Origin of the sequence: Pseudomonas atagonensis (assembly GCF_011369485.1) — a bacterium.
Taxonomy (GTDB): Bacteria; Pseudomonadota; Gammaproteobacteria; order Pseudomonadales; family Pseudomonadaceae; genus Aquipseudomonas; species Aquipseudomonas atagonensis.
In genome coordinates, this window is record NZ_VXCA01000003.1 from 235,308 (window position 1) to 258,650 (window position 23,343).

The window sequence follows — 23,343 nt, forward strand, 5'->3', positions numbered from 1 at the left end:
TCAGTTGACCGTGACCTGACCGAGGGCGGCTTTCGTTTCCTGAGCCTGATTTTGCGGCGCGTAGACCTGAGTGAAACGCACCGGCGGCAGATTGAACTGCCCCTTCTGCGAGAAACGCACCAGATGGCGCAGACGCAATTCACCGCTCAGCGCATCCACCGGCACCGCATAGGCGAGTTGGCCCGGTTCGAAGCGCGCCTTCTCCAGCGCGGTCGGCTCGGTGCCGTCCTTGCCCTGCAACTTGATGCCCCACGTGGTGCGCTCGACATCCGCGCCCGGCGGCAGCGGCACTTCGAGCATGCCGTAGCGCAACGGTTTCGGTGCTTTGCTGGTGAGGATCACTTCGTCCAGGTACAGGCTGTCGCTGGACAGCGGTTTAGTGCCGACCGGCTCCAGTTTGAAGGTGAACGCTTCGTCGCCAGGCACCAGTCGCGACAGGCGACGGGTGATGGTCACGGCCATTGGGTCAACCGCCGGTTGCTGGGTCTGGAAGCTCAGTGCCGCACGCAACGGACGCTCCTGAGTGCCCGATACCGTCAACACGCTCGGCACCGGCGTCGCACCCTGCCATGTCCAGTACATCTCGCCGGTCGCGCCGTAGTTTTTCTTCCAGCCTTCGCCCGGTGCCAGCGCGATGGTCGGCGACGCCTGGGCGATGCTGCGTTGCAACCAGCTCAGCGACAGCGCGCGTTCAAGGGTCGATTGTTGCGGCAGCAGACGTTGCAGCAACGCCGTCGCACGCGTCTGATCAAACGGTTGCAGCGACAGGTTCAGCGCTTCGGCGAAAGGTTGCGAGCTGACCGACAGACGTTGTTGCGCCGCGCCCACCTGGCGATTGAACGCATCAGGCAATGCCACTTTCGACTGCGTGGCCAGCGCTGCGGTCAGGACTCGCGCCGCCGCCAGACCGAGCGCCGAATCCGGATCGCCCATCACCAGGCTGTCTTCACCGTCGTCCAGCATTGTTTCGGCATTGCCCTCGCCAGCCTTGGCCAGATCGTCGATCAAACCGCTGAGCAGCGTGTTGACCGGCAGATGCATCTGCTTGGCGAAAGACAGAATCAACGCCCGTTGCAGTAATGGCGTGTTCGGCGCTTGCTTGGCGTAGACCTCCAGCACCCGCTGCCAGTGTTCCGGCGGCAGGGTCAGTTCAAGCACCTGACTGGCGTTCCAGTCAGCGTAATAGGCGTAAGCGGTGAGGAATGCATCCGGCTCACCGTCATAACCCCACCAGGTGAAGCTCGCCGACGGCCCGGCCATTTGCACCAGACGCAGACGACTGTTCTGCATGATCAGGCGCAGGCGATCACGGATCTGCGGACTCGACGCCAGCGACGGATAAGCGATGCTCAGCGGCAGCAAACGGCTGGCCGTCTGCTCGACGCCGCCGTACGGATAGCTCAGCAGATCGTCGAGTGCGGAACGGAACAGCGCTTGCGGGCTGTCATCCAGACGCAGGCGAATGTCGGTGGCGTCTGCGGGCAGGCTCAACGGCGTGTCGGCGCTGGCCACGTCGAGGCTCTGGGTCTGCGTCACTTGCCAACCATCGCCGGTTGCACTCAGGCGCACAGCGAGAGCGTCGGCGGTTTTACCGTCCTGCACCAGTTCGGCAGTCCACTCGCCGGAAGCCAAGGCGAACGCCGGCAGCGGCAGGTAGTTGATGCCGTTGTACAGCGTCACCGGCAGGCGTTGTTCGGTGCCAGCGTAATGGCTGACCAGTTCAGCCTTCACCGGTTTCTCGGCCTGACTGAAGGCGAACACGCCGAGTTGCGGCTGATCGCCCTTGCGGAATTTGCTTGGCCCGCTCCACTTCAGGTACAGCGGTTTTTCCGAACGGACGAACTGCTTTTTCTGCCCGACCTGACCATCATCGGCAATCGCCCGCGCGGTGATGCGCCAGCGGGTCAGCGAGTCCGGCATCTTGAAGGTGAAACGGGTTTTGCCGTCAGCACCGGTCAGTAATTCCGGCTGCCATGCTGCGGTGTCGACGTCTTCGCGACGCGGCCGCTCCAGCACTTTCACCCCGCGTTCGCTGCGGTTGGCCTTGCCCGGTGCACCGGGGCTGCCCGGCAGCGCCACGTCGTAACTGATGAACGACAGGCTGGCGCTGGTGCGCACGTTGTTGCGGCGCGGGTGGTAGAAGAACTGGTCGATGGTCGGGGCGACTTCAGGTTGCAGCGCGTAGACCATTTCATCGACGACGCTGACGGTCAGATGCGCCGGAACCGCTTTGCCGGCGAACTGCGTGGTCAGGTCAACCGTTACGGTATCGCCCGGCAGATACACCGCTTTGTCGGTGCTGATCGCCACGTCGATCTGCGGTGCAACCACTTTGATCCCGGCGTTCTGGAAGCTGTACTGACCCCCCTTGGTGTACAGCACCGAGAACGTCAGGTTCGGCGCGAAGTTGTCCTTCACCGGGATGCGTGCGCGGTATTGGGTTTCACTGAGTTTTTCCAGTTTCAGCCAGTCGCCGCCCTTGGCCAGCAGTGCGGTGGCTTCAACCTTGTCGCGCTCCAGCGACAGCAGCGCATCGCTGACCGGCTCGGGGAAGGTGATCAGCGCCAGCGCTTCATCGCCGGCCTTGTACTCGGGTTTGTCGAGGACGATTTCCACGGTGCCCGGCACCGCTTTGACGCCATCGCCAGTGACCGAGTGGCCGGTGGCGCCGAGTACACGGCCGTGCTGATCCTTCAATGTCAGGTTGTAAGTACCCGGACGTTCGAAAGCAATGCTGAAGCTTTTGTCCTTGGCGGCAAGCTTGCCCTCGCCGGTGCTCTGGTCTTCCAGACGCACCCAGGCATAACTGCTCGGCGTGACCGCTTTGCTCTGTTCGCTGCCGCCCTCGTTGGCGTAGCTGAACGCAACCTTGTCATTGACCGCACTGAAGCGTTGCGGCGCGCTCAAGCGGAAGCTTGCGGCACCACGGTCGATAAGGATTTCCTTGGTGGTCTTTACCCGATACGCCGCGCCATCGCTGGCAAACACGGTGAGCATGTAACGGCTCGGTTTGTCGGCCGCCGGCAGATCGAGGGTCGCGTTGCCCTTGCTGTCGGTGGTCAGTTCGGTGCTGGTCAGCTCCACCGGAAATTGCCCGAGGTATTGCAGCTCGTTGTCGACCATCGACAATTGCTGTGCGCGCAGGCTCAGGGTCAGTTTGGCGTTGGCCACCGGTTTGCCGTCCGGATAGAGCAGCACCAGACTGCCCTTGACCGGCTCACCGGTGCGGTAATCCTGCTTGGCCAGGTTCAGCGATATTTCGAAGTGCGGTTTGATGTATTCGGCCACGCGGAAAGCGCTGCTGTAGGCCTGATCCTTGTAGTTGAAGCGAATCTCGTAACCACCAGCCACGGCGTTGTCCGGCAACTGGAATCGGCCCTGAGTGCCGGCCTTCGAATCGAGTTTCAAATCGAGACGCTGCAATTCCGTGCCTGTCGCATCAAGCACGCTGACAGTAACGTCAGCCGCCCCCGGCAGCACCGAATCCCGCGCGTTCTTGAACTCGCGGCCAACGATTTTCAGCGACACCCAATCACCCGGGCGATACAGCGGCCGGTCGGTGAAGGCGTAGAGTTTGGTGTCGTAGATTTCGCTGTCGTAATAGAAGTTTTCCGAGACGAATACGCCGCCCTCTTCGTCCTCACCAATCACGAACGAACGCTCGGGGCTGACGTGTTTCAGGCGCAGCAAACCATCGGCATCGGTGGCACCGCTACTCATCACGCCGAGGCCGTCGGTCCACAGCACATTGACCTTCGGCACCGAACTGCCTTCGTGTTTGCGCGCCGCCCACACCAGCAATTCATCACCGGCAATCTTGCTCACCGCGACGGTGTTAGAGACGAACACCATGGTGGTTGCACGGTACTTGCCGATCAGCGCTTCGACCAGATACAGACCCGGCTTCAGGTTGCCCAGCGGAATGTAGACGTTACCCGGCGCGACACTGACGAAGTCGCTGGAAGAACCGGCCAGGTTGACCCCGGCCGGCGGCTGGATCGGCTTGGCCTGCCACAGCGGATAACGGAACTGGCTGACCACCGGCAGACCCGGGATCAGCGCAAATTGCGCTGGCGCGTCATACGGCGTCGGCGCGGCGATGGCGTTGCCCATCTTCAGTTCCGGGACTTCTTCGGTGACCTGTTTGCGCGATTCGTAGGAGAACGCACGCTGCATCACCCGACGGGATTTGCGGTACCAGTTGTCCCACAGGTACGCGAGGGTGTTGGACAGACCTTCACCCTTGAACTGACCGTCGCTGACCACCCGGTGCAGGTTCTTCTGGCGCTTGAGGAAGTCCAGCGGCTTGTCGATGCGGTACACACGAATGTCGGCGCCGCCGTAGGGTTCCATGCGGAAACGGCGGTAATCGCGGCCCGGCGCTTCGAGGCGCACCATCGCCTGTTCGTCGGCGGCAAAACTGCTGTCGGCGAGCAGGAAGAAGCTTTCACCGGACACCGGCGTGTAGCCGCTAGGCTCGACGGAGTCTTCGGCATTCACCGCCGAAAATGGCAGGGCTAACAGCAACAGAAAAGGCAGTAAACGCAACATGCGGGCACCGGTCATTGGGAGAGAAAGTTCAGTCGATAGACGCCGATGAAGTTGGGGTTGGCTGCGTCGGGTATCCATCGGGTGTCCTTCCATGTCATGAGTTGCTGCAGGCTTGCCGAACGCATGCCGTTGTCAGTGGGGGTGGTGGTGCCGGTGTGATAGGCGATGTAGCGGCCCATCCAGATCATCAGGTGCTGGTCGTCGCCCTGATCGAAAAACATCAGATCGCCGGGCCGTGCCTGGGACACGTCGCGGCCGATCAGATGGCTGTTGAACTGAATCAGTTTGATCGCGTTGACGTAGGGCCCGACCTTGCCGCCGCCCTGCTGCCATTGCTGGGCGAGCTTGCGCTGGTCATCGCTGAGCGACAGCTCCGGCGGCAGGTAGCGGTTGGACAGGCCATTGCTGCGCAGCCATTTGTCGTCGTGGACTTTCAGCGCTTCGTTGGCGGCGAAACGCACCAGCCCGGCACAATCCTGCTGATACCAGCGCGGGCTCGGCCCTTGGCTCAGTTGCTCCTGAGCGATGCGCACAAACCAGGCGCGGAATACCTGCGACTGTGCCGGATCGAGTGCCGGCGCTTCGACGGCGCGGGCGCCCGCGCTCAGTAACAGCGCGAGCAGGCCGAGGCTGCGGATCAGTGCCGTCACAGCGCTTTCCATTCCAGCGGCAGCCATTGCCAGTGGCCGTCCGGCTCGCTGCCTTCCGGCAAGGTCAGGGCATATTTGCCGTAGCCGCCGAGGGTGCGCAGTTTCGGGATCAGGTAGGTTTGCGCGGCGTTGTAGAACACCGGTTCCATGTCCTGCGGCAGGCTGTCGAGGGTTTCCTGCTGCATCAGTTGCGCCATCGAATCGGGACCGAAATAGATCGGCATCAGCACATCTTTGGGCAGCACGTCAGCCATCGGCGGGAAGCGCTTGTCGAGGGTGCCGAGGGCCTTGTCGACCAGTTTGTCGTCGAGGGAAAACAGCAAGGTCGAACCGTGACGGGCGAGGCTGACTTTCATGAAAGCCTTGCCGGAAATCGCGTCCGGGTTCTCGGCAGTCTTCGCCGCGTACGGGCCGAAGCTGGAGCTGACCTGACGCTGCCAGACGTGGCTCTGACCTTCCTGCTTCTCGACTACCGGGAAGACGCTTTCTTCGACGTTCGATTCGAATGCACCGACCATCGAGCCGAACAGTTTGCCGAGATCACCGTCAAGTTTGCTGCTGTCCTCGTCCTTCAGACTGGCGACCAGCAATGGTGTGTACAGGCGTGAGTCGGCGTACCAGCACAGGCCCGCCGCGCCGGCCACATGTTCGGTGAGGGTCTGCGCCACCGCTTCTTCGGCGCCGAGTTTCACCAGCAACGGTTTCTGCGGCTCGGCGGCCACCGGCAAGGTCACGCATGCACTGGCGCCCAGCGGCATCGCCTGCCACACCGGTTTGAAATCGAAGTCCGGCTGGTTGTCCAGTTCATCCATGGCGAGATAGCTGTGCCAGCCCTTGTCGTCCATGTCGAAACGCAGCCCGGCGAAGTTGGGGATGAAGCGCTGATAACCCATGGCGAGGACGCTGGAATTGACCGAGAGACGCTGTTTGGTCTCAGGGGTTTTCGCCGGCAGGCCGAAGGCTTCCGGGAACAGCCTTTCACCGTTGAGCAGTGCCGCCAGCGCTTGTGGCGACACATGGCCCGACTCTTCAGAGGCGCCACTTTCGGGGTCGTAATATTTGGCTGGGTTGGACAGCACCACCAATTTGTCGCCGTGGGAGGCGAACAGCAGGGCTTTGCTGGCGTTGTAGGTCAGTTGATAAAGCGGCACGGTGTCGCCACCGACCTTGAGTTCGCCCATCTGGCTGAGCTGGGTGTCATCCAGCGCGACTTTCGCCAGTGGCTCCAGCAGCTTGGCCAGCCCGCCGCGATCCATCACCAACAGGAAATCTTTCAACCGGCCATCAGCGCCGCGCCACAGCGCAACGTCTGCCGGCTGATCGAAAAGCTGTTCGATCAAACTGTCCTGCAGCTTCAGGTCATGCTCGTAAATGATTCGGCGCAGGCTGCCAATCAGGCCGAGGCGATCAGCGTGGGTTTCGTAATAGAAGACGAAATCTTCGGTGAGCGTGGCCTTGAGGAACGGCACCGTCAGCAAGTCCTTGGGCAACTGGCTCAGGGAACGGGTTTCCAGCAGTGCATCCGGGCGGCTCAGACCGAGTTTATCACTGGCAAGTGCAGCCGGTGGCGCCTTGGGTTTGTGCAGCAGCCAGCCGAGCCCACCGGCCACGCCGGCCACCAGGCACAGCCCGACCAACAGCAGAGGCCAGCGCCGGGAAGGTTTGCCGGCAGGCGTTTCAACGGCCGGAGTAACAGTGTTATCACTCATGTTCACAAAACCCGAAATTCATCCGTGGTGCGGGATGCTTAGTAGTTGAAAGTCTTGACCAGCAGCAGATCACCGATCGCCCGCAGGGGCACGATGAAGGTCTCGCGTTTTTCGTCGACGGTGTTTTCGTTGAGCACCAGCGTGATTTGCGAGGTGATCACCTCGTTCTGGTTGCTGGTCTCATCGAAGTTATAGCCGCCGTTACCGAAGTTGCCCCAATAGTTGACGTAAACCAGATAGGTGCCATGCAGCGGCGCGGTCATGGTGAACATTTCCGGCCCGGGGCCATCGACGCCATCCGGGTCGAGACCACCGCCATTGCTCATCGCCGGCTGCGCCCAGAACGCATGCTGACCGTCGGGCGTGACAATGTGCAGATCGAGCTCGGCTTTCGGATCATCCCAGCCCAAGACAAGACGAATACGCGCCGGCGTGCGCAAGTTATTGGCTTCATAAAATTGCACACGCTTGAGCGACTGGCCTTCGGCGCTGATCACTTCGACACTGTTCGACCCCGCGCCAAACGCATACGGCCGGGCAAAACGGCCTTGGTCGTCAGTGTAAAGATTCAGTGGATTGCCGTTGACGGCGAGACTGTGCGGCGGACGCAGATGGCCGATGGCCTTGAGCTGGCCTTCAATCATCGTGCGATTGCGCTGGATGCCGCGATCAATCGGCGGCGTCGGGTAGGCGACTTGCGGGTTTTCCGTGCGATCGAGCAAACCGTGATAACGCCAGCCGCCCACCGGTTCAGCCAATTCGGCAGTCGGCGCGGCCAGCAGCGCGGGCGCGCAGGCCAACCCGATCAGCAACATAAGAAATGAACGCATGTGATGCCTCCTGCCATGCCTGAACGAAACCTTGCACCCGATCCTCGGTACTTCACAGCGGTGAAAACTGCGTTTCGTCTGAAAGACCCGTGACTGCCGGGTCGTAGAAGGCGCGAAGGTTAGCCATTTGGCAGTTTTTTAACAATCGGATACATCTTGAAATGCGGTGGGAATCACGCACTCGGGTGGACGATGAGCCGAATAGGCGTCATATTCGGCTCACAAAATGAGCCGAATAGCGTTTCCATTCGGCTCACGCACTCAGGAACGGCATTTCATGGCAACTCACTGGATCTGGCAGCAACCCGACTGGCCGGACTTCAACTGGCAGGCAGAGCGTCTCACTGCGTTGATGCGCGAATGCGTTCAGGCGCAGGGACAATTGATGGGCATGGCGGGATCAGTGGGCCATTCACTGAGCGCTCAGACTGAACTGGATGCGTTGCTGCAAAACATCGTGACCTCCTCGGCCATCGAGGGGGAACAGTTGAATGTTGAATCCGTGCGTTCATCACTGGCACGACGCCTGGGGATGGAATCACCGGATGGCGACAACGTCAGCAAGCGAAGCGAGGGGCTGGCACAGCTGATGCTCGATGCCACTCAGCGCTTTGCCGAACCGCTGACGCTGGAACGATTGCTGGAATGGCATTCATGGCTGTTTCCAGAACAGGAGAGTGGGTTCCTTTCGCGTGCAATCAATGTCGGCGCATTACGCGGCGATGAGCCGATGCAGGTAGTTTCCGGGCGAATCGACCGTCCGACCGTGCATTTCGAGGCGCCACCGCGACAAGGCCTCGAGCGGCAACTCGACAGTTTTCTCAAGTGGTTCGACGCCAGTCGGCATCAGGCAGGCCTCGATCCTTTACTGCGAGCGGGTATCGCACACTTCTGGTTCGTCACCTTGCACCCGTTCGACGACGGTAATGGGCGCCTGACTCGCACCCTCACCGATCTCGCACTGGCTCAAGGCGAAGCGCAGGCGATTCGTTTTTATGCGATGTCCGCCAGCATCCTTGATGATCGTGCGGGCTACTACCGGATTCTCGAATCCAGTCAGAAAGCCACGCTGGACATCACCGACTGGCTCGCATGGTTCCTGCAAACGTTGCTGCGCAGCCTGCAACAAGCCATCGCCCGTATTGAAGGCGTACTGGGTAAATCACGTTTCTGGCAAACGCACCGTGAATCCGAGCTGTCAGTTGAGCAAATCAAGGTGCTCAATCGCTTGCTTGATGGCGGTGAGCGCGGTTTCGAGAACGGCATCAGTGCAGCTCAGTATCAGGCCGTGGCCAAGGTGTCTAAAGCTACCGCGACCCGGCATTTGACAGAGTTAGTGGAAAAAGGCTGTCTACAACGACTTCCAGGCGGCGGACGCAGCACGCGGTATCAGATCAGCTACCCAACCTAGAGCAATAAGAAGATCACTGTGGCGAGGGTGTCGGAAACCCCGCTTATTTGCCCATAAACCCCCTATCTGCTAGTGTCGCGCCGGTTTAACGTCAACCGGAAACCGCCGCCATGGCCCGCAAAAAAGCTGCACTGGATTTCGAACAGTCCCTCGCCGACCTGCAAACACTGGTCGAGCGTCTGGAGAACGGTGAATTGTCGCTGGAAGACTCGCTGACCGCTTTCGAGCAGGGCATCGGTCTGACCCGTGACTGCCAGGCAGCGCTGGCACAGGCCGAGCAGAAGGTACAAGTGCTGCTGGAGCGTGATGGCGAACTCGCCGAGGAACCCTTCGACGCGGAACAGCCAGAATGATTGCAGCGTATTCGGCGACCAGCCAGGCGCGGGTCAACGCAGCACTGGAAGCCCTGTTCAACGCGCCGTTGCCGGAACTGGCGCGTCTTTACGAAGCCATGCGCTACAGCGTGATGAACGGCGGCAAACGCGTGCGTCCGCTGCTGGCTTACGCTGCGTGCGAAGCCCTCGGCGGTAAAGCTGAGCAGGCCAACGGCGCAGCGTGTGCCGTCGAGCTGATCCACGCTTATTCGCTGGTGCACGACGACTTGCCGGCGATGGACGACGACGATCTGCGTCGCGGTCAGCCGACCACCCACAAAAAATTCGACGAAGCCTGCGCGATCCTCGCCGGTGACGGCCTGCAGAGCCTGGCGTTCAGCGCGCTGCTCGACCCACGCCTGAGCAATCTCGACGCTGACATCCGCCTGCAACAGGTCACGGCGCTGGCGCACGCGGCAGGCCCGGCGGGCATGGTCGGCGGCCAGGCCATCGACCTCGGTTCGGTCGGTCTGAAGCTCGATCAGACAGCCCTCGAACAGATGCATCGGCACAAGACCGGCGCGCTGATCGAAGTCAGCGTCAAACTCGGTGCCTTGGCCAGCGGCCGTGCCGAGAAGGATGAACTCAAGGCTCTGCAGACTTATGCACAGGCCATCGGCCTCGCCTTCCAGGTGCAGGACGACATCCTCGACGTCGAAAGCGATACCGAAACCCTTGGCAAACGCCAGGGCGCCGATATCGCCCGCGACAAGCCGACCTACCCGGCCCTGCTCGGTCTGGACGCGGCCAAGGCCTATGCCTTGGAACTGCGCGATCAGGCCCTGCACGCCCTGCGACCGTTTGACGCGGCGGCAGAGCCGTTGCGCGAGCTGGCCCGGTATATCGTCGAGCGCCGCAGCTGACGGCGAATCAGCCAAAAAAGACCAACGCGTGGGCAGGGGGCGATGCATCAGGTAAACTGCCGCATCTTTTATACCTATAACGATTCGCCTGATGCCCACGACGTTTCATGAGATTCCCCGCAAGCGCCCGACCACGCCCCTGCTCGACCGCGCGAACACGCCGGACGGCCTGCGCCGGTTAGGCGAAGCCGAGCTGGAAACCCTGGCTGATGAGTTGCGCCTGGAATTGCTCTACACGGTCGGCCAGACCGGTGGGCATTTCGGTGCCGGCCTGGGCGTCATCGAGCTGACCATCGCGTTGCATTACGTCTTCGACACCCCGGATGACCGGCTGGTGTGGGACGTTGGTCATCAGGCTTATCCGCACAAGATCCTCACCGGTCGTCGCGAGCGCATGGAAACCCTGCGCCAAAAGGACGGCATCGCAGCCTTCCCGCGCCGCGCCGAGAGCGAGTACGACACCTTTGGCGTCGGCCACTCCAGCACCTCGATCAGCGCCGCGCTAGGCATGGCCATCGCCGCCCGCCTGCAAAACAGTGATCGCAAGGCGATTGCCGTGATCGGCGACGGTGCACTGACTGCCGGCATGGCCTTCGAGGCGCTGAACCACGCGCCGGAAGTGAACGCCAACATGTTGGTGATCCTCAACGACAACGACATGTCGATCTCGCGCAACGTCGGCGGCCTGTCGAATTATCTGGCGAAGATCCTCTCCAGCCGCACTTACGCGAGCATGCGTGAAGGCAGCAAGAAAGTCCTGTCGCGCCTGCCCGGCGCCTGGGAAATCGCCCGTCGCACCGAAGAATACGCCAAAGGCATGCTGGTCCCCGGCACCCTGTTCGAAGAGCTGGGCTGGAACTACATCGGCCCGATCGACGGCCACGACCTGCCGACCCTGATCGCCACGTTGCGCAACATGCGCGACCTGAAAGGCCCGCAGTTCCTGCACATCGTCACCAAGAAAGGCAAAGGCTTCGCCCCGGCGGAAGTCGACCCGATCGGTTACCACGCGATCACCAAGCTCGAACCTGTGGATGCTCCCGCTGCTGCGCCGAAAAAGGCCGGCGGGCCGAAGTATTCGGCAGTGTTCGGCGAGTGGCTGTGCGACATGGCGGCGGCTGATCCACGTCTGGTCGGGATTACCCCGGCGATGAAGGAAGGCTCGGATCTGGTGGCGTTCAGCGAACGCTTCCCGCTGCGCTACTTCGACGTGGCAATTGCCGAACAGCACGCCGTGACGTTTGCTGCCGGTATGGCTTGTGAAGGCGCGAAACCGGTGGTGGCGATCTACTCGACATTCCTCCAGCGTGGCTACGACCAGCTCGTGCACGATGTGGCGGTGCAGAACCTCGACGTCCTGTTCGCCATCGACCGCGCCGGTCTGGTCGGCGAAGACGGCCCGACCCACGCCGGCAGCTTCGATCTGTCGTACCTGCGTTGCATACCGGGCATGCTCATCATGACCCCGAGCGATGAAAACGAACTGCGCAAAATGCTCACCACCGGTCACCTGTACAACGGCCCGGCGGCGGTGCGTTACCCGCGCGGCAGCGGCCCGAACGCAACCATCGAGAAAGACCTCGATCCTATCGAAATCGGCAAGGGCATCGTTCGCCGCCAGGGCAGCAAAGTGGCCCTGCTGGTGTTCGGCGTGCAACTGACCGAAGCGCTGAAAGTCGCCGAGAAGCTGGATGCGACCGTGGTCGACATGCGCTTCGTCAAACCTATGGATGAAGCGCTGGTGCGCGAGATTGCCGGCAGTCACGAGCTGCTGGTGACGATCGAAGAGAACGCGATCATGGGCGGCGCCGGTGGCGCGGTCAGCGAATTTCTCGCACGCGAGAATATTCTCAAGTCGATGCTGCACCTGGGCTTGCCGGACGTTTACGTCGAGCACGCAAAGCCTGCGCAAATGCTGGCCGAGTGCGGGCTGGATGAGGCCGGAATCGAAGCGTCGATTCGCGAACGTCTGGATCTGCTTAACCGCTGACTCGCTGGATAAACGCAAAACCCCATGTGGGAGCGGGCTTGCCCGCGAAGGCGTCGAATCAGTCGATATTGAGTCGACTGACACACCGTCTTCGCGAGCAAGCCCGCTCCCACATTTGATTTGTGTACACCTGAAAGACCTATGGACCACCCATGAAACTCTCGCGCCTCGCCCTGCCCTTCTTCCTGCTGCCAGCCACCAGCGTCCTGGCCGATACCTTCGAACGCGACGCCGCCCTGAAATTGCCCGACACGCTGATCAGCGCCAACCGCCAGGTCGAAGCACGCAACGACAGCAGCGCGGCCAACACGGTGTTCACCCGCGAAGACATCGACCGCCTGCAACCGAGCGACGTGCCGGACTTGCTGCGTCGCGTACCGGGCGTGCAGGTGGCGCAGACCGGCGGGCGCGGCAGCCTGCCCGGGGTTTACATTCGCGGTACGCAGTCGGCGCAGAGCCTGGTGCTGGTCGACGGCCAGCGCATCGGCAGTTCCACTTCCGGCGACAGCAACCTGCAACATCTGAACATCGAACAGATTGAGCGCGTCGAAGTGCTGCGCGGATCACGTTCGGTGATTTACGGCAGCGATGCGATTGGCGGGGTGATTCAGATCTTCACCCGCCGTGGCAGCGAACAAGGCTTGCAGCCGCGCCTGCACGTCGGATTTGGCAGTAACCAGACCTGGGAACGCAGCCTCGGCCTGTCCGGTGGCGATGACAAAACCCGTTTCAACCTCGGTGCCAGTCTCGATGAAACGGCCGGGATCGATCGCACCCACGAGTCGTATCCCAGCGACGGCGATGATGACGCCTACCGCAACAAGTCAGTCAGCCTGAGCCTCAGCCATGCGCTGACCGACGACATCGAAGTCGGTGCCAACCTGCTGGATAACCGTGGCAAAAGCGAGTTCGACAACCCGTTCGGCCGCTTCGACATGAATACCTTCGAATCGCTGCAGCAACAGCCGTACAGCGATTTCAATGTCAGCAGCGTCAGCAGTTACGTCGATGCCCGGGTCAACGAAACCTGGAAAACCCGCGTCGAACTCGGCCACACAGAGAACCGCGAAAAGACCCTCGACAAGCTCAGCGACGAACGCACGGTGTTCAACACTTACCGCGACTCGGTGAACTGGCAGAACGACCTGACCCTCGACGCACGCAACAGCCTGATCCTGGGCGGCGACTGGTACGAAGACCGGGTCAACAGCAGTACCGCGTTCGACGAGGACAGCCGCTGGAACCGCGCCGCCTTCATCCAGCATCGTTATCAGGCCGACAGCTTCTCCACCGAGCTGGGCCTGCGCCACGACGATAATCAGCAATTCGGCAGCCAGAATACCTGGAGTGGCACCTTCACCCTGCCGCTGAATCCGGACAATGATCTGTTGCTCAGCTACAGCGAGGGCTTCCGCGCGCCGACTTTCAACGACCTGTATTACCCGGATTTCAGCAACCCGAACCTGAAACCGGAAACCTCGAAAAGCTACGAGCTGCAATGGCGTAGCCAGTTAACCGATAGCAGCCGACTCGAAGCCTCGATTTACCGTACAGACCTGGAAGACGCGATTATCTTCGGCAGCAACTCACGGCCGGAAAACGTCGCTTCGGCACGCATCAACGGTTTCGAAGCAGCACTGAAACAGCAATTGTTCGGCTGGCAGAGCAATCTCGGCGTAGCGATCATCGATCCCCGCGACCGCGACACCGGCCATACCCTGGCCCGTCGTGCACGCCGCACCGCGAGCTGGGATCTGGATCGCCAGTTCGATCAGCTAGGCCTCGGCGCCAGTTGGCAGGCAGTCAGCAGCAGCTATGACGACAAGGACAATACGCAGGCACTGGGCGGTTACGCACTGTTCGGCTTGCGCAGCAGTTGGGCGCTGAACCGCGAGATCAAGCTGGAACTGAAAGTGGATAACGTGCTGGACAAAAGCTACAGCCGCGCACTGTACAGCTTTGACGGCAGCCAGTACGGCTATCGCGAAGAAGGTCGGGAGTGGATGTTTGGCGTCACCTGGACTCCAGAACTCTAAGATCCGATCAACTGTGGCGAGGGGTTTTATCCCCGATGGGTTGCGAAGCAGCCCCAAAAACAGACGCCTCAGTGAGTCAGCCACATTGAGTTCACGGGTTTACAGCTGCTGCGCAGCCGGTCGGGGATAAATCCCCTCACCACAGGCTACTGGTGTGGCTGTATCAGGTTGCAGAGCTTGGCTGTCGCCTCGATCATCTGCCCGCTGGGTCTTTCGAGGCCTTTATCGGTGACCAGCAGCAGCTTCCCCTGCTTCACTGCCGACACCTGCGGCCATGCCTTCCACGCATCGAGCTGCGCCTGATCACCCGCCAGAATCACCTCGGGATCACGCTGCAGCACCGCTTCAATACTCACCTGCGGTGCCGGCAGGCTCAGGTCGGCGAAGACATTGCGCGCGCCGCATACCTCTAGCGCATCGCTGATGATCTGTCCGCCGCCCACCGTGTAGAGCGGCTTGTCCCAGACTTGATAGAACACCTTGAGCGGCGTGTCCCGACGGTAACGCTGGCGCAGGTCGGCCAGTTGCTTGCGCAGATCCGTCGCCAGTTTTTCGCCCCGTTCAGGCCGACCGAGTCGAGTGGCAATGGCCTCAATCTGCGCGGAAAGTTGTTCGAGGGTGTGCGGTTCGGCCACGAATGTGGGGAGGTTCAAACGCTTGAGCTGATCACGCTGCGCCGGGCCTACACTGCCGGGCCAGAGCAAAAGCAGGTCAGGTTTGAGGCTGAGTAGCTGTTCCATGTCGAGTTGGCCGTAGCGGCCCACGGAAGGCACCCCGGCAATGGCCGCCGGGCGCTCGCCAGCGTCCAGCACGCCGACCAGCAGGTCGGCGGAATCCAGTTCAACGACGATTTCCGACAGCGAAGGCGCGAGACTGACCACGCGCAGACTCGCCAGCGCCGGAGCACTGACGGCCAGCAGTAGAACCGCCAGCCACAGACCGCGCATCAACCGAGCTGACGCGGGATACGGTAGAGGTAGAACAGCACCACCGTGGACAACGCCAACAGCATCAGCGGCACCGCTTCGAGACCGACGAACACCGCCAGTGCGCCAATCCACGCCGGCAACGCAGCGGCAAGGAATGCACTGCGGCGACGCGCTGCGAGAGCGATCCACGTCGCAGGTTCTTCAGGGGTATCGAGGGCTTTCTGGGTGGCGATCAGTGCGTGTTTGTAACGGCCAAAAAACTTCAGGCTGACAAACATCGACGCCACGCCGGCGATAAAAAACGGCATCGCCAGCACCGGCATGATGCCTTCACCCTGACCGAACAGCGCGTTGATCACGAACAACGGCACCAGCGCCAGCGCCAGGTATTTCCACCAGGCGACCGCCAGACGCCGCCGCACCTGACCGCGAGTCACGCGCGATCGACCTCGCCCTGATGCTCGTTGCCCATCATGTGGTCGAGCTTGCTGGCCTTGGTCGCCAGGTAGAGTTTGTTGTGCGGGTTGTGCCCGGTGTGCAGCGGCACACGCTCGGCGACGGTGATGCCCATGTCGGTCAGCGCTTTGACCTTGCGCGGGTTGTTGGTCATCAGGCGCAGCGACTTGACGCCCAGATGCTCGAGCATCGGCAGGCACATGGCGTAGTCACGCTGGTCGGCAGCAAAGCCCAGACGCTCGTTGGCTTCAACGGTGTCGGCGCCGCCGTCCTGCAATTCGTAGGCGCGGATCTTGTTCAGAAGACCAATGCCACGACCTTCCTGACGCAGGTACAGCAGCACGCCGCGCCCTTCGCGAGCGATGGCTTTGAGCGCGCCTTCCAGTTGCGAGCCGCAGTCGCAGCGCTGGCTGAACAGGGCATCGCCCGTCAGGCATTCGGAGTGCAAACGGCCGAGTACCGGGGCACCGTCGGCAATCTCGCCCAGGCTCAGCACAACGTGCTCGCGGCCGGTGGCTTCATCGAGAAAACCGTGCATGGTGAATTGCGCAAAAGGCGTTGGCAGCTTGGAAGCGGCGACAAAAACGACAGGCACCGGTGTGCTCCTGATCTAAAAGTCTGAAGATTCGCAGGCCGGCATTGTAGCAGCAGCTTTGGGCAGGCGCTTAGGCTGAATTGTCGGGCATAACGATCAAAAAGTTTGATAACTCCCGAGCTGGCTGGATCCTTGTGGGACAGCGTTGAACGCAAGACCTGTGTTCAGTTCGGCTCGAATGGGTACGGCTGCTTCCACTTCTCGAAGATCGGCTTCAGCTCGCCGCTCTTCACCAACTGATCCATGCGCTGGTCATACAACGCCATCAACGTACGGGCCTTTGGCGTATTGGCGAAGCACAGGTATAGCGGCAGCTCGGCAATATGGGTTTTGCGGAACTGCGCCGGATCCTTGGCCCGACCGGCCACGTAATCGACTTCGGTCAGCGCATCGATGTAATAGTCGGCACGGTTTTGGGTCAGCATCGACAAAATCCCGGTGCGCCGGATGATTTCGTTATAGCTTTTCACGTTGGGCAAGTAATTCTGGTAGTCGTAACCGCGTACCCACGCCAGTCGATAGTTGCCCAGGGTTTCCGGGGTCGGCTCCGGATTGCTCGCAAGACCCAGCGCATAGATGTGATCGGTATCGAAGTTCCAGCGCGGGTAGAGCAGATCGCTGGCCTCTTCGTGATAAGAGCCGACACAGGCGTCGACTTCGCCGCGTTGCGCCAAGCCCACGGAACGGGTGTAGGGCTCGGTGCGAATATCGAGTTTCACCCCGGCCGGTTCGAACACCTTGCGCAACACGTCCCAGCCGAGGCCGTGGCCATCGGCGGCGGTGTAATCTTCCCAGTCTTCACTGGCCAGATGAATGACCGCAGGCGTCGGCGCAGCGTTCTGTGCGCTGGCCACAGTGCCCATCAGGGCAAAAAACACCACCACCAACCAGCGTCGAGCCATCCCTAGTCCCTCACGTAACCCTGATACCCCCTGGGATCAGGTGAACAGCCACACCAGCCCTTGCATCGCCAGCCAGGCAAAGACACCGGCCAGCACGTCGTCGAGCATGATGCCGACGCCGCCATGCACATGCCGGTCGATCCAGCGGATCGGCCAGGGCTTGAGAATGTCGAAGAAACGGAACACCAGGAAACCCGCGAGCAGCCAGTACCAGCCTTCCGGCACCAGCCACAGGGTGATCCACATCCCGACCATTTCGTCCCAGACGATGCCTTCGTGGTCGTGTACCCGCAGATCGTCGGCTACCTTGCCGCACAGCCAGAAGCCGAACAGCATGGTGATCCCGAGCATCAGCCAGTAACCCCAGTCGGGCAACATCTGCCACAACGGGATAAAGGGTAGCGCAACTAACGAACCCCACGTGCCCGGCGCTTTCGGCAGCGTGCCGGAACCAAAGCCGAACGCGAGGAAATGCCAGGGATTGCGCCAGACCGACGGCGGAACGAATTCGGCCGGAACCTGTTTCGGGTGATCTGTCACGGTGACTCCTGAAAATGTTGATAACCCCGGATTTGCGGGGTGATGTCCTGCCCTTCGCGATCCAGCAGTGCCACGCCCTGCCCCTCGGTCACACGGCCGATCACGTGGATCGGCCAACCACCGGCCAGCAATGCCGGCAACTCGACGGATGGCAAGGTGAACGTCAGCACGTAATCATCGCCACCGCTCAACGCTGCCCGTTCGGCACCGCGCTGGCCGAGGAACGCTACCAAGGCATCCGACAACGGTACCCGCTCGCGTTCAATCTCAAGCCGCACTTTCGACGCCAGAGCGATGTGGCCACAGTCGGCGAGCAGGCCATCGGAGATATCCAGCGCTGCCGTAGCCTTGCCGCGCAGAGCCTGACCGAACGCCAGTTGCGGTTGCGGCGACCAATAGTGATCGAGCAGCGGCTGAGCGATGTGCGGCTCGGCGTCACGCTGCCCCAGCACCAGCGGCAACGCACCGGCCGCGTTGCCCAGCTCGCCGCCGACGCACAGCAAGTCACCCGGTTGTGCGCCGCTACGGGTCAAGGCTTGTCCGGCGGGTACTCGACCGAACACGGTGACGGTCAGGCTTAACGGCCCACGCGTGGTGTCGCCGCCGACCAGCGCGACGCCGCAACTCTGCGCCATGCGGTTCAAACCGCGGGCATAGGCTTGCAGCCAATCGGCGGTCACCGTCGGTACAGTCAGGGCAAGGGTAAAGGCAACGGGCGTGGCGCCCATGGCGGCCAGATCGCTGACCGCAACGGCCAGCGAGCGCTGACCGAGCAGAAACGGATCGCAGGGATCGGCGAAATGCACGCCGGCCACCAGCGTATCGGTGGAAATCGCCAGCTGTTCCCCGGAGGGAACCGCCAGCAAGGCGCAGTCGTCGCCGATCCCCAGTGCAACGCCCTCGCCGCCCTGCGCACATGGCGCGGCGGCGAAGAAATTGCGGATCAGCTCAAACTCGCCCATGAGGTATCAAGCGCGTTTCAGCGCTTGAACGCCTTCACTTCAGCTTCACGCAGGCGCGGGGCCAGCTTGTCGAGCACACCGTTGACGAACTTGTGGCCGTCGGTCGAACCGAACACTTTGGCCAGCTCGATACCTTCGTTGATCACAACGCGGTACGGCACGTCGACGCGCTTGAGCAGTTCCCAGGTGGACAGGCGCAGAACCGCCAGTTCAACCGGATCCAGCTCTTCGATCGCCAGGTCCAGGCAAGGCGTCAGGGCGTTGTCGATTTCGGTCTTGAACTGCGGAACCCCGTGAAGGATTTCGCGGAAGTAAGCACCGTCGACATCGGTGAAATCGTTATCGACCCGGAACTGCGCTTCGATCTCGTTCAGCGATTGCCGGGCCATGTGCCACTGGTACAGCGCTTGAGTCGCGAGCTGACGGGCTTCGCGACGCTTGGCGCTTTTCGAGGGCTTGCCGGCATCCGCAGGTTTTGGATCGCGCGGGTTGAAACGATCGCTTTCGTCGCTAATCACTTGGCCTCCAACTGCGCCAGCAGGCTGACCATTTCCAGAGCGGACAGGGCAGCTTCGGCACCTTTGTTACCGGCCTTGGTGCCGGAACGTTCGATGGCTTGCTCGATGGAATCAACGGTCAGGACGCCGAAAGCGACCGGTACGCCGAACTCCATGGACACCTGGGCCAGACCCTTGGTGCACTCGCCTGCCACGTATTCGAAGTGCGGAGTACCGCCACGAATGACCGCGCCGAGGGCGATGATGGCTGCGAACTCGCCTTTCTGGGCGACTTTTTGCGCAACCAGCGGGATTTCGAAGGCACCAGGTGCGCGGATGATGGTGATGTCGCTTTCGCTCACGCCGTGGCGAACCAGGGCATCAACTGCACCGCTGACCAGGCTTTCAACCACGAAGCTGTTGAAACGGCCCACTACCAAAGCGTAGCGGCCTTTAGGGGCGATGAAGGTACCTTCGATGGTCTTCAGGGTCATTCGTCAGATCTCTTAAAGAGCCGGGACGCGTCTGTTTCGCGTCCCTCAGTGATTTATTTGCCGCGAATTCGGGTCCGGAAACAACCGGTCATTATTCGGAGGGCACGTATTCTACAACTTCCAGATCGAAACCGGATATCGCATTAAATTTCATCGGTGCGGACATCAGGCGCATTTTACGCACGCCGAGGTCACGCAGGATCTGCGAACCGGCACCGACGATGCTGTAGGTGGTCGGTTTTTTCACCGCCGCCTGATCGCCGGTTTCACGGATGTGCGCCAGCAGCACGTCGCCATCGAGCGGGTGACCGAGCAACAGCACCACGCCGCTGCCGGCCTCGGCAACCGCCGCCATGGCGGCGCGCAGGCTCCAGCGGCCTGGTTGTTTGACCATCAGCAGGTCACGCAGCGGATCCATGTTGTGCACGCGAACCAGGGTCGGCTCTTCAGCGCAAACGGTGCCCAGGGTCAGTGCCATGTGCACATCGCCTTCCACGGAATCACGATAGGTCACCAGGTTGAATTGGCCCAGTTCGCTGTCCAGTGGCTGCTCGGCAATCCGCTGAACGGTACGTTCATGGATCATCCGGTAGTGAATCAGGTCGGCGATGGTGCCGATCTTGATGTTGTGCTCAGCGGCGAAAGCTTCCAGTTCGGCGCGACGGGACATGGTGCCGTCGTCGTTCATCACTTCACAGATCACGCCGCTCGGCTCGAAACCGGCCATGCGCGCCAGGTCGCAAGCGGCTTCGGTGTGACCGGCGCGAGCCAGGGTGCCGCCAGCCTGAGCCATCAGCGGGAAGATGTGGCCAGGGCTGACGATGTCTTCAGCCTTGGCGTCTTTGGCGGCAGCGGCCTGCACGGTGCGCGCGCGGTCAGCGGCGGAGATGCCGGTGGTCACGCCTTCGGCGGCTTCGATCGAAACGGTGAACTTGGTGCCGAAACCGGAACCGTTGCGTGGCGCCATCAGCGGCAGCTTCAGGGTTTCGCAGCGCTCGCGGCTCATCGGCATGCAGATCAGGCCACGGGCGTGCTTGGCCATGAAGTTGATGTGCTCGGCCTTGCAGCATTCGGCGGCCATGATCAGGTCGCCTTCGTTCTCGCGGTCTTCGTCATCCATGAGGATGACCATCTTGCCTTGGCGGATGTCTTCAACCAGTTCTTCGATGCTATTGAGCGCCACAAGGCACCCCCTTCAGTCAGGATTTGAGGTAGCCGTTGGCGGCCAGAAAGCTTTCAGTGATGCCACCGGACGTTGGCTCTGCAGCCTTGTCGCCCAACAACAGACGCTCCAGATAACGCGCCAGCAGGTCGACTTCCAGATTCACCCGGCGACCTGGCTTGTAGGACGCCATGATGGTTTCGCTCAGGGTGTGCGGAATGATCGTCAGCAGGAATTCGGCGCCATCGACCGCGTTCACGGTCAGGCTGGTGCCATCAACCGTGATCGAGCCTTTGTGTGCGATGTACTTGGCCAGCTCTTTAGGCGCGCGGATGCGAAATTCCACGGCGCGGGCATTGTCGCTGCGCGAGACCACTTCGCCGACACCGTCGACATGACCGCTGACCAGATGCCCGCCGAGACGGGTGGTCGGGGTCAGGGCTTTTTCCAGGTTGACCGGGCTGCCGCTCTTCAGGTCATTCATGGCGGTGCAGTCGAGGGTTTCGCGACTGACGTCGGCGGCAAAGCCGTCGCCCGGCAGCTCCACAGCGGTCAGGCACACGCCGTTGACCGCGATGCTGTCGCCGAGTTTGACGTCGCTCAGGTCGAGCTTGCCGGTTTCGACATGCACCCGCACATCACCGCCTTTTGGGGTCAGTGCGCGGATACTGCCGATGGATTCGATGATGCCGGTAAACATGGGGTTCTCCTTGAGAACGAAGCCAGCGCTAACGCGATGGCCGGGAATTATACGCTCGCCGGCGGGACAGGGATGGCAGTGACTCGCCAGTCATCGCCCACGGCGCGAATTTCGCTGATTTTCAGCTCCGGGGCATCCTTCATATGGACCAGCGGCCAGTCCAGTAAGGGGCGCGCCGTGGAGCCGAGGAACTTGCCGGCAATGAAGATCACGAACTCGTCGACCAGACCGAGCTGGGCAAACGCGCCGGCCAGACGCGGGCCGGCCTCGACCAGCACTTCGTTGACGCCACGGTTGGCCAGTTCGATCAGCAACTGGTGCAGATCGACCTGACCGTCATCGCCCGGCACGATCAGGCATTCCGGACCGTGGGCGTACTGTTCTTCGATGGCCACGCAGGTGGCGACGAGCGCCGGGCCGGCCTTGAAGAACGGCGCATCCAGCGGCACCCGCAGACGCCCGTCGATCAGCACGCGCAATGGCGGGCGACTCATGGCCAGCGCAGTTTGGTCGGCGTCCAAACCCAACTCGTCGGCGCGCACGGTCAAGCGGGCGCCATCGGCCAGAACGGTGTCGGCGCCGGTCAGCACCACGGCCGCTTGCGCGCGCAGACGCTGGACTGCCGAACGTGCGGCAGGGCCGGTGATCCATTGGCTCTCACCGTTTTCCATGGCAGTGCGGCCGTCGAGACTCATGGCCAGCTTGACCCGCACGAACGGCAAGCCGTGTTCCATGCGTTTCAGAAAACCTTGATTGAGCTTGCGCGCTTCCGCTTCGAGCACGCCGCTTTCGGTGGTGATGCCGGCATCGGCCAGGCGCTGCAAACCACGTCCGGCGACTTGCGGATTCGGATCACGCATCGCCGCAACCACCCGCCCAACCCCGGCATTGACCAATGCATCGGCACAGGGCGGCGTGCGGCCGTGGTGGCTGCAAGGTTCCAGCGTCACATAGGCGGTGGCACCCCGGGCCAATTCAGCGGCGGCGCGCAAGGCGTGGACTTCGGCGTGGGGTTCGCCGGCACGTTCATGCCAGCCTTCGCCGACAATCTGCCCGTCCTTCACGATCACGCAGCCCACCCGAGGATTGGGATGCGTGGTGAAGTGACCTTTGCGCGCCAGTTCCAGTGCACGCGCCATGAAGTGCGCGTCGAGGATGGCCTGCTCGGCGGCGCTGGTCATTCTTTCACCGGCTCGCGGGCGAGACGATCAATCTCTTCGCGGAATTCGTTGAGGTCCTGAAAGCGGCGGTACACGGAAGCGAAACGGATGTAGGCGACTTCATCGAGCTTTTGCAGCTCGGCCATCACCAGTTCGCCGACCACGAGGGATTTGACCTCGCGTTCGCCAGTGGCGCGCAGCTTGTGCTTGATGTGAACCAGAGAGGATTCGAGACGCTCGACGCTCACCGGACGTTTCTCCAGGGCGCGTTGCATGCCGGCGCGGAGTTTTTCTTCGTCGAACGGTTGGCGGCTGCCGTCGGTTTTGATCAGGCGCGGCAACACCAGTTCGGCCGTCTCGAACGTCGTGAAACGCTCGCCGCAGGCCAGGCATTCACGCCGGCGGCGCACCTGTTCGCCCTCGGCGACCAGACGCGAGTCGATGACCTTGGTGTCGTTGGCACCGCAGAAGGGACAGTGCATGGTGGCTGGCAACAAAAAAAGGGAGGGCCATGGTAGCGCATCCCGGTGGC

General features: G+C 61.7%; 21 protein-coding genes. 5 read left to right on the forward strand and 16 right to left on the reverse strand.

The features are described 5' to 3' along the window. From F2P67_RS02295 to F2P67_RS02310, 4 genes are read right to left on the reverse strand one after another with little or no spacing between them, the layout of a single operon-like run. Nucleotides 1-4,566, reverse strand: coding sequence for an alpha-2-macroglobulin family protein (locus tag F2P67_RS02295; protein ID WP_166216843.1), 4,566 nt, complete (start codon nt 4,564-4,566; stop codon nt 1-3). Beyond that, a complete protein-coding gene (locus F2P67_RS02300) occupies nt 4,563-5,213 on the reverse strand; it encodes a DUF1175 domain-containing protein (RefSeq protein ID WP_166217008.1) in 651 nt (216 codons plus the stop codon). The genes F2P67_RS02295 and F2P67_RS02300 overlap by 4 nt, the downstream gene beginning before the upstream one ends. Next, the gene (locus tag F2P67_RS02305; protein WP_166216846.1) at nt 5,198-6,910 is read right to left on the reverse strand and encodes a DUF2138 domain-containing protein; all 1,713 of its coding nucleotides are present in this window, start codon (nt 6,908-6,910) and stop codon (nt 5,198-5,200) included. The genes F2P67_RS02300 and F2P67_RS02305 overlap by 16 nt, the downstream gene beginning before the upstream one ends. 38 nt (nt 6,911-6,948) lie before the next feature. Beyond that, nucleotides 6,949-7,740, reverse strand: coding sequence for a YfaP family protein (locus tag F2P67_RS02310; protein ID WP_166216848.1), 792 nt, complete (start codon nt 7,738-7,740; stop codon nt 6,949-6,951). A gap of 277 nt (nt 7,741-8,017) precedes the next feature. On the opposite strand from F2P67_RS02310, the gene F2P67_RS02315 reads away from it, so the two are divergent. The 5 genes from F2P67_RS02315 to F2P67_RS02335 all read left to right on the forward strand — a co-directional run bounded on the left by F2P67_RS02315 (nt 8,018) and on the right by F2P67_RS02335 (nt 14,414). Beyond that, nucleotides 8,018-9,151: a Fic family protein gene (locus F2P67_RS02315; RefSeq protein WP_166216851.1), complete on the forward strand. Its 1,134-nt coding sequence runs from the start codon at nt 8,018-8,020 to the stop codon at nt 9,149-9,151. Between the two features lie 110 nt (nt 9,152-9,261). Beyond that, entirely contained in the window at nt 9,262-9,504 is a 243-nt protein-coding gene (locus F2P67_RS02320; RefSeq protein WP_003228627.1) for an exodeoxyribonuclease VII small subunit, read from the forward strand. Further along, nucleotides 9,501-10,388, forward strand: a complete 888-nt coding sequence (ispA, locus tag F2P67_RS02325; protein ID WP_166216854.1) for a (2E,6E)-farnesyl diphosphate synthase — start codon at nt 9,501-9,503, stop codon at nt 10,386-10,388. Before F2P67_RS02320 ends, ispA begins: the two co-directional genes overlap by 4 nt. A 91-nt stretch (nt 10,389-10,479) precedes the next feature. After that, nucleotides 10,480-12,378, forward strand: a complete 1,899-nt coding sequence (gene dxs, locus F2P67_RS02330; RefSeq protein ID WP_166216857.1) for a 1-deoxy-D-xylulose-5-phosphate synthase — start codon at nt 10,480-10,482, stop codon at nt 12,376-12,378. Nucleotides 12,379-12,530: 152 nt separating this feature from the next. Continuing rightward, nucleotides 12,531-14,414 (forward strand): TonB-dependent receptor domain-containing protein, encoded by a 1,884-nt coding sequence (locus F2P67_RS02335; RefSeq protein ID WP_166216860.1) that lies wholly within the window; start codon nt 12,531-12,533, stop codon nt 14,412-14,414. A gap of 146 nt (nt 14,415-14,560) precedes the next feature. On the opposite strand, the gene F2P67_RS02340 is transcribed toward F2P67_RS02335, so the two are convergent. The 12 genes from F2P67_RS02340 to nrdR form a co-directional block, all read right to left on the reverse strand. Then, nucleotides 14,561-15,361 (reverse strand): cobalamin-binding protein, encoded by an 801-nt coding sequence (locus F2P67_RS02340; protein ID WP_166216863.1) that lies wholly within the window; start codon nt 15,359-15,361, stop codon nt 14,561-14,563. Further along, entirely contained in the window at nt 15,361-15,780 is a 420-nt protein-coding gene (locus tag F2P67_RS02345; protein WP_166216866.1) for an MFS transporter, read from the reverse strand. The genes F2P67_RS02340 and F2P67_RS02345 overlap by 1 nt, the downstream gene beginning before the upstream one ends. After that, nucleotides 15,777-16,394: a GTP cyclohydrolase II gene (gene ribA / locus F2P67_RS02350; protein ID WP_016984117.1), complete on the reverse strand. Its 618-nt coding sequence runs from the start codon at nt 16,392-16,394 to the stop codon at nt 15,777-15,779. The genes F2P67_RS02345 and ribA overlap by 4 nt, the downstream gene beginning before the upstream one ends. A gap of 164 nt (nt 16,395-16,558) precedes the next feature. Continuing rightward, complete coding sequence (locus F2P67_RS02355) at nt 16,559-17,296, reverse strand: substrate-binding periplasmic protein (RefSeq protein WP_166216869.1); 738 nt, start codon at nt 17,294-17,296, stop codon at nt 16,559-16,561. A 36-nt stretch (nt 17,297-17,332) separates the two neighbouring features. Next, nucleotides 17,333-17,836 (reverse strand): phosphatidylglycerophosphatase A, encoded by a 504-nt coding sequence (locus tag F2P67_RS02360; protein WP_166216872.1) that lies wholly within the window; start codon nt 17,834-17,836, stop codon nt 17,333-17,335. Continuing rightward, on the reverse strand, nt 17,833-18,798 hold the full coding sequence (gene thiL, locus F2P67_RS02365; protein WP_166216874.1) for a thiamine-phosphate kinase: 966 nt from the start codon (nt 18,796-18,798) through the stop codon (nt 17,833-17,835). The genes F2P67_RS02360 and thiL overlap by 4 nt, the downstream gene beginning before the upstream one ends. Nucleotides 18,799-18,815: 17 nt before the next feature. Beyond that, nucleotides 18,816-19,316, reverse strand: coding sequence for a transcription antitermination factor NusB (gene nusB, locus F2P67_RS02370; RefSeq protein WP_007955566.1), 501 nt, complete (start codon nt 19,314-19,316; stop codon nt 18,816-18,818). Beyond that, nucleotides 19,313-19,789, reverse strand: coding sequence for a 6,7-dimethyl-8-ribityllumazine synthase (ribH, locus tag F2P67_RS02375; RefSeq protein WP_003228649.1), 477 nt, complete (start codon nt 19,787-19,789; stop codon nt 19,313-19,315). Before ribH ends, nusB begins: the two co-directional genes overlap by 4 nt. 91 nt (nt 19,790-19,880) lie before the next feature. After that, the gene (gene ribBA / locus F2P67_RS02380) at nt 19,881-20,972 is read right to left on the reverse strand and encodes a bifunctional 3,4-dihydroxy-2-butanone-4-phosphate synthase/GTP cyclohydrolase II (protein WP_065259547.1); all 1,092 of its coding nucleotides are present in this window, start codon (nt 20,970-20,972) and stop codon (nt 19,881-19,883) included. 16 nt (nt 20,973-20,988) lie between these two features. Continuing rightward, nucleotides 20,989-21,651: a riboflavin synthase gene (locus F2P67_RS02385; protein WP_085712322.1), complete on the reverse strand. Its 663-nt coding sequence runs from the start codon at nt 21,649-21,651 to the stop codon at nt 20,989-20,991. 47 nt (nt 21,652-21,698) lie between these two features. Next, nucleotides 21,699-22,832 carry a bifunctional diaminohydroxyphosphoribosylaminopyrimidine deaminase/5-amino-6-(5-phosphoribosylamino)uracil reductase RibD gene (ribD, locus tag F2P67_RS02390; RefSeq protein WP_166216877.1) on the reverse strand — a complete coding sequence of 378 codons (1,134 nt, stop codon included), beginning with the start codon at nt 22,830-22,832 and terminating at the stop codon, nt 21,699-21,701. Further along, on the reverse strand, nt 22,829-23,293 hold the full coding sequence (nrdR, locus tag F2P67_RS02395; protein WP_003228656.1) for a transcriptional regulator NrdR: 465 nt from the start codon (nt 23,291-23,293) through the stop codon (nt 22,829-22,831). The genes ribD and nrdR overlap by 4 nt, the downstream gene beginning before the upstream one ends. Nucleotides 23,294-23,343 lie beyond the last annotated feature (50 nt).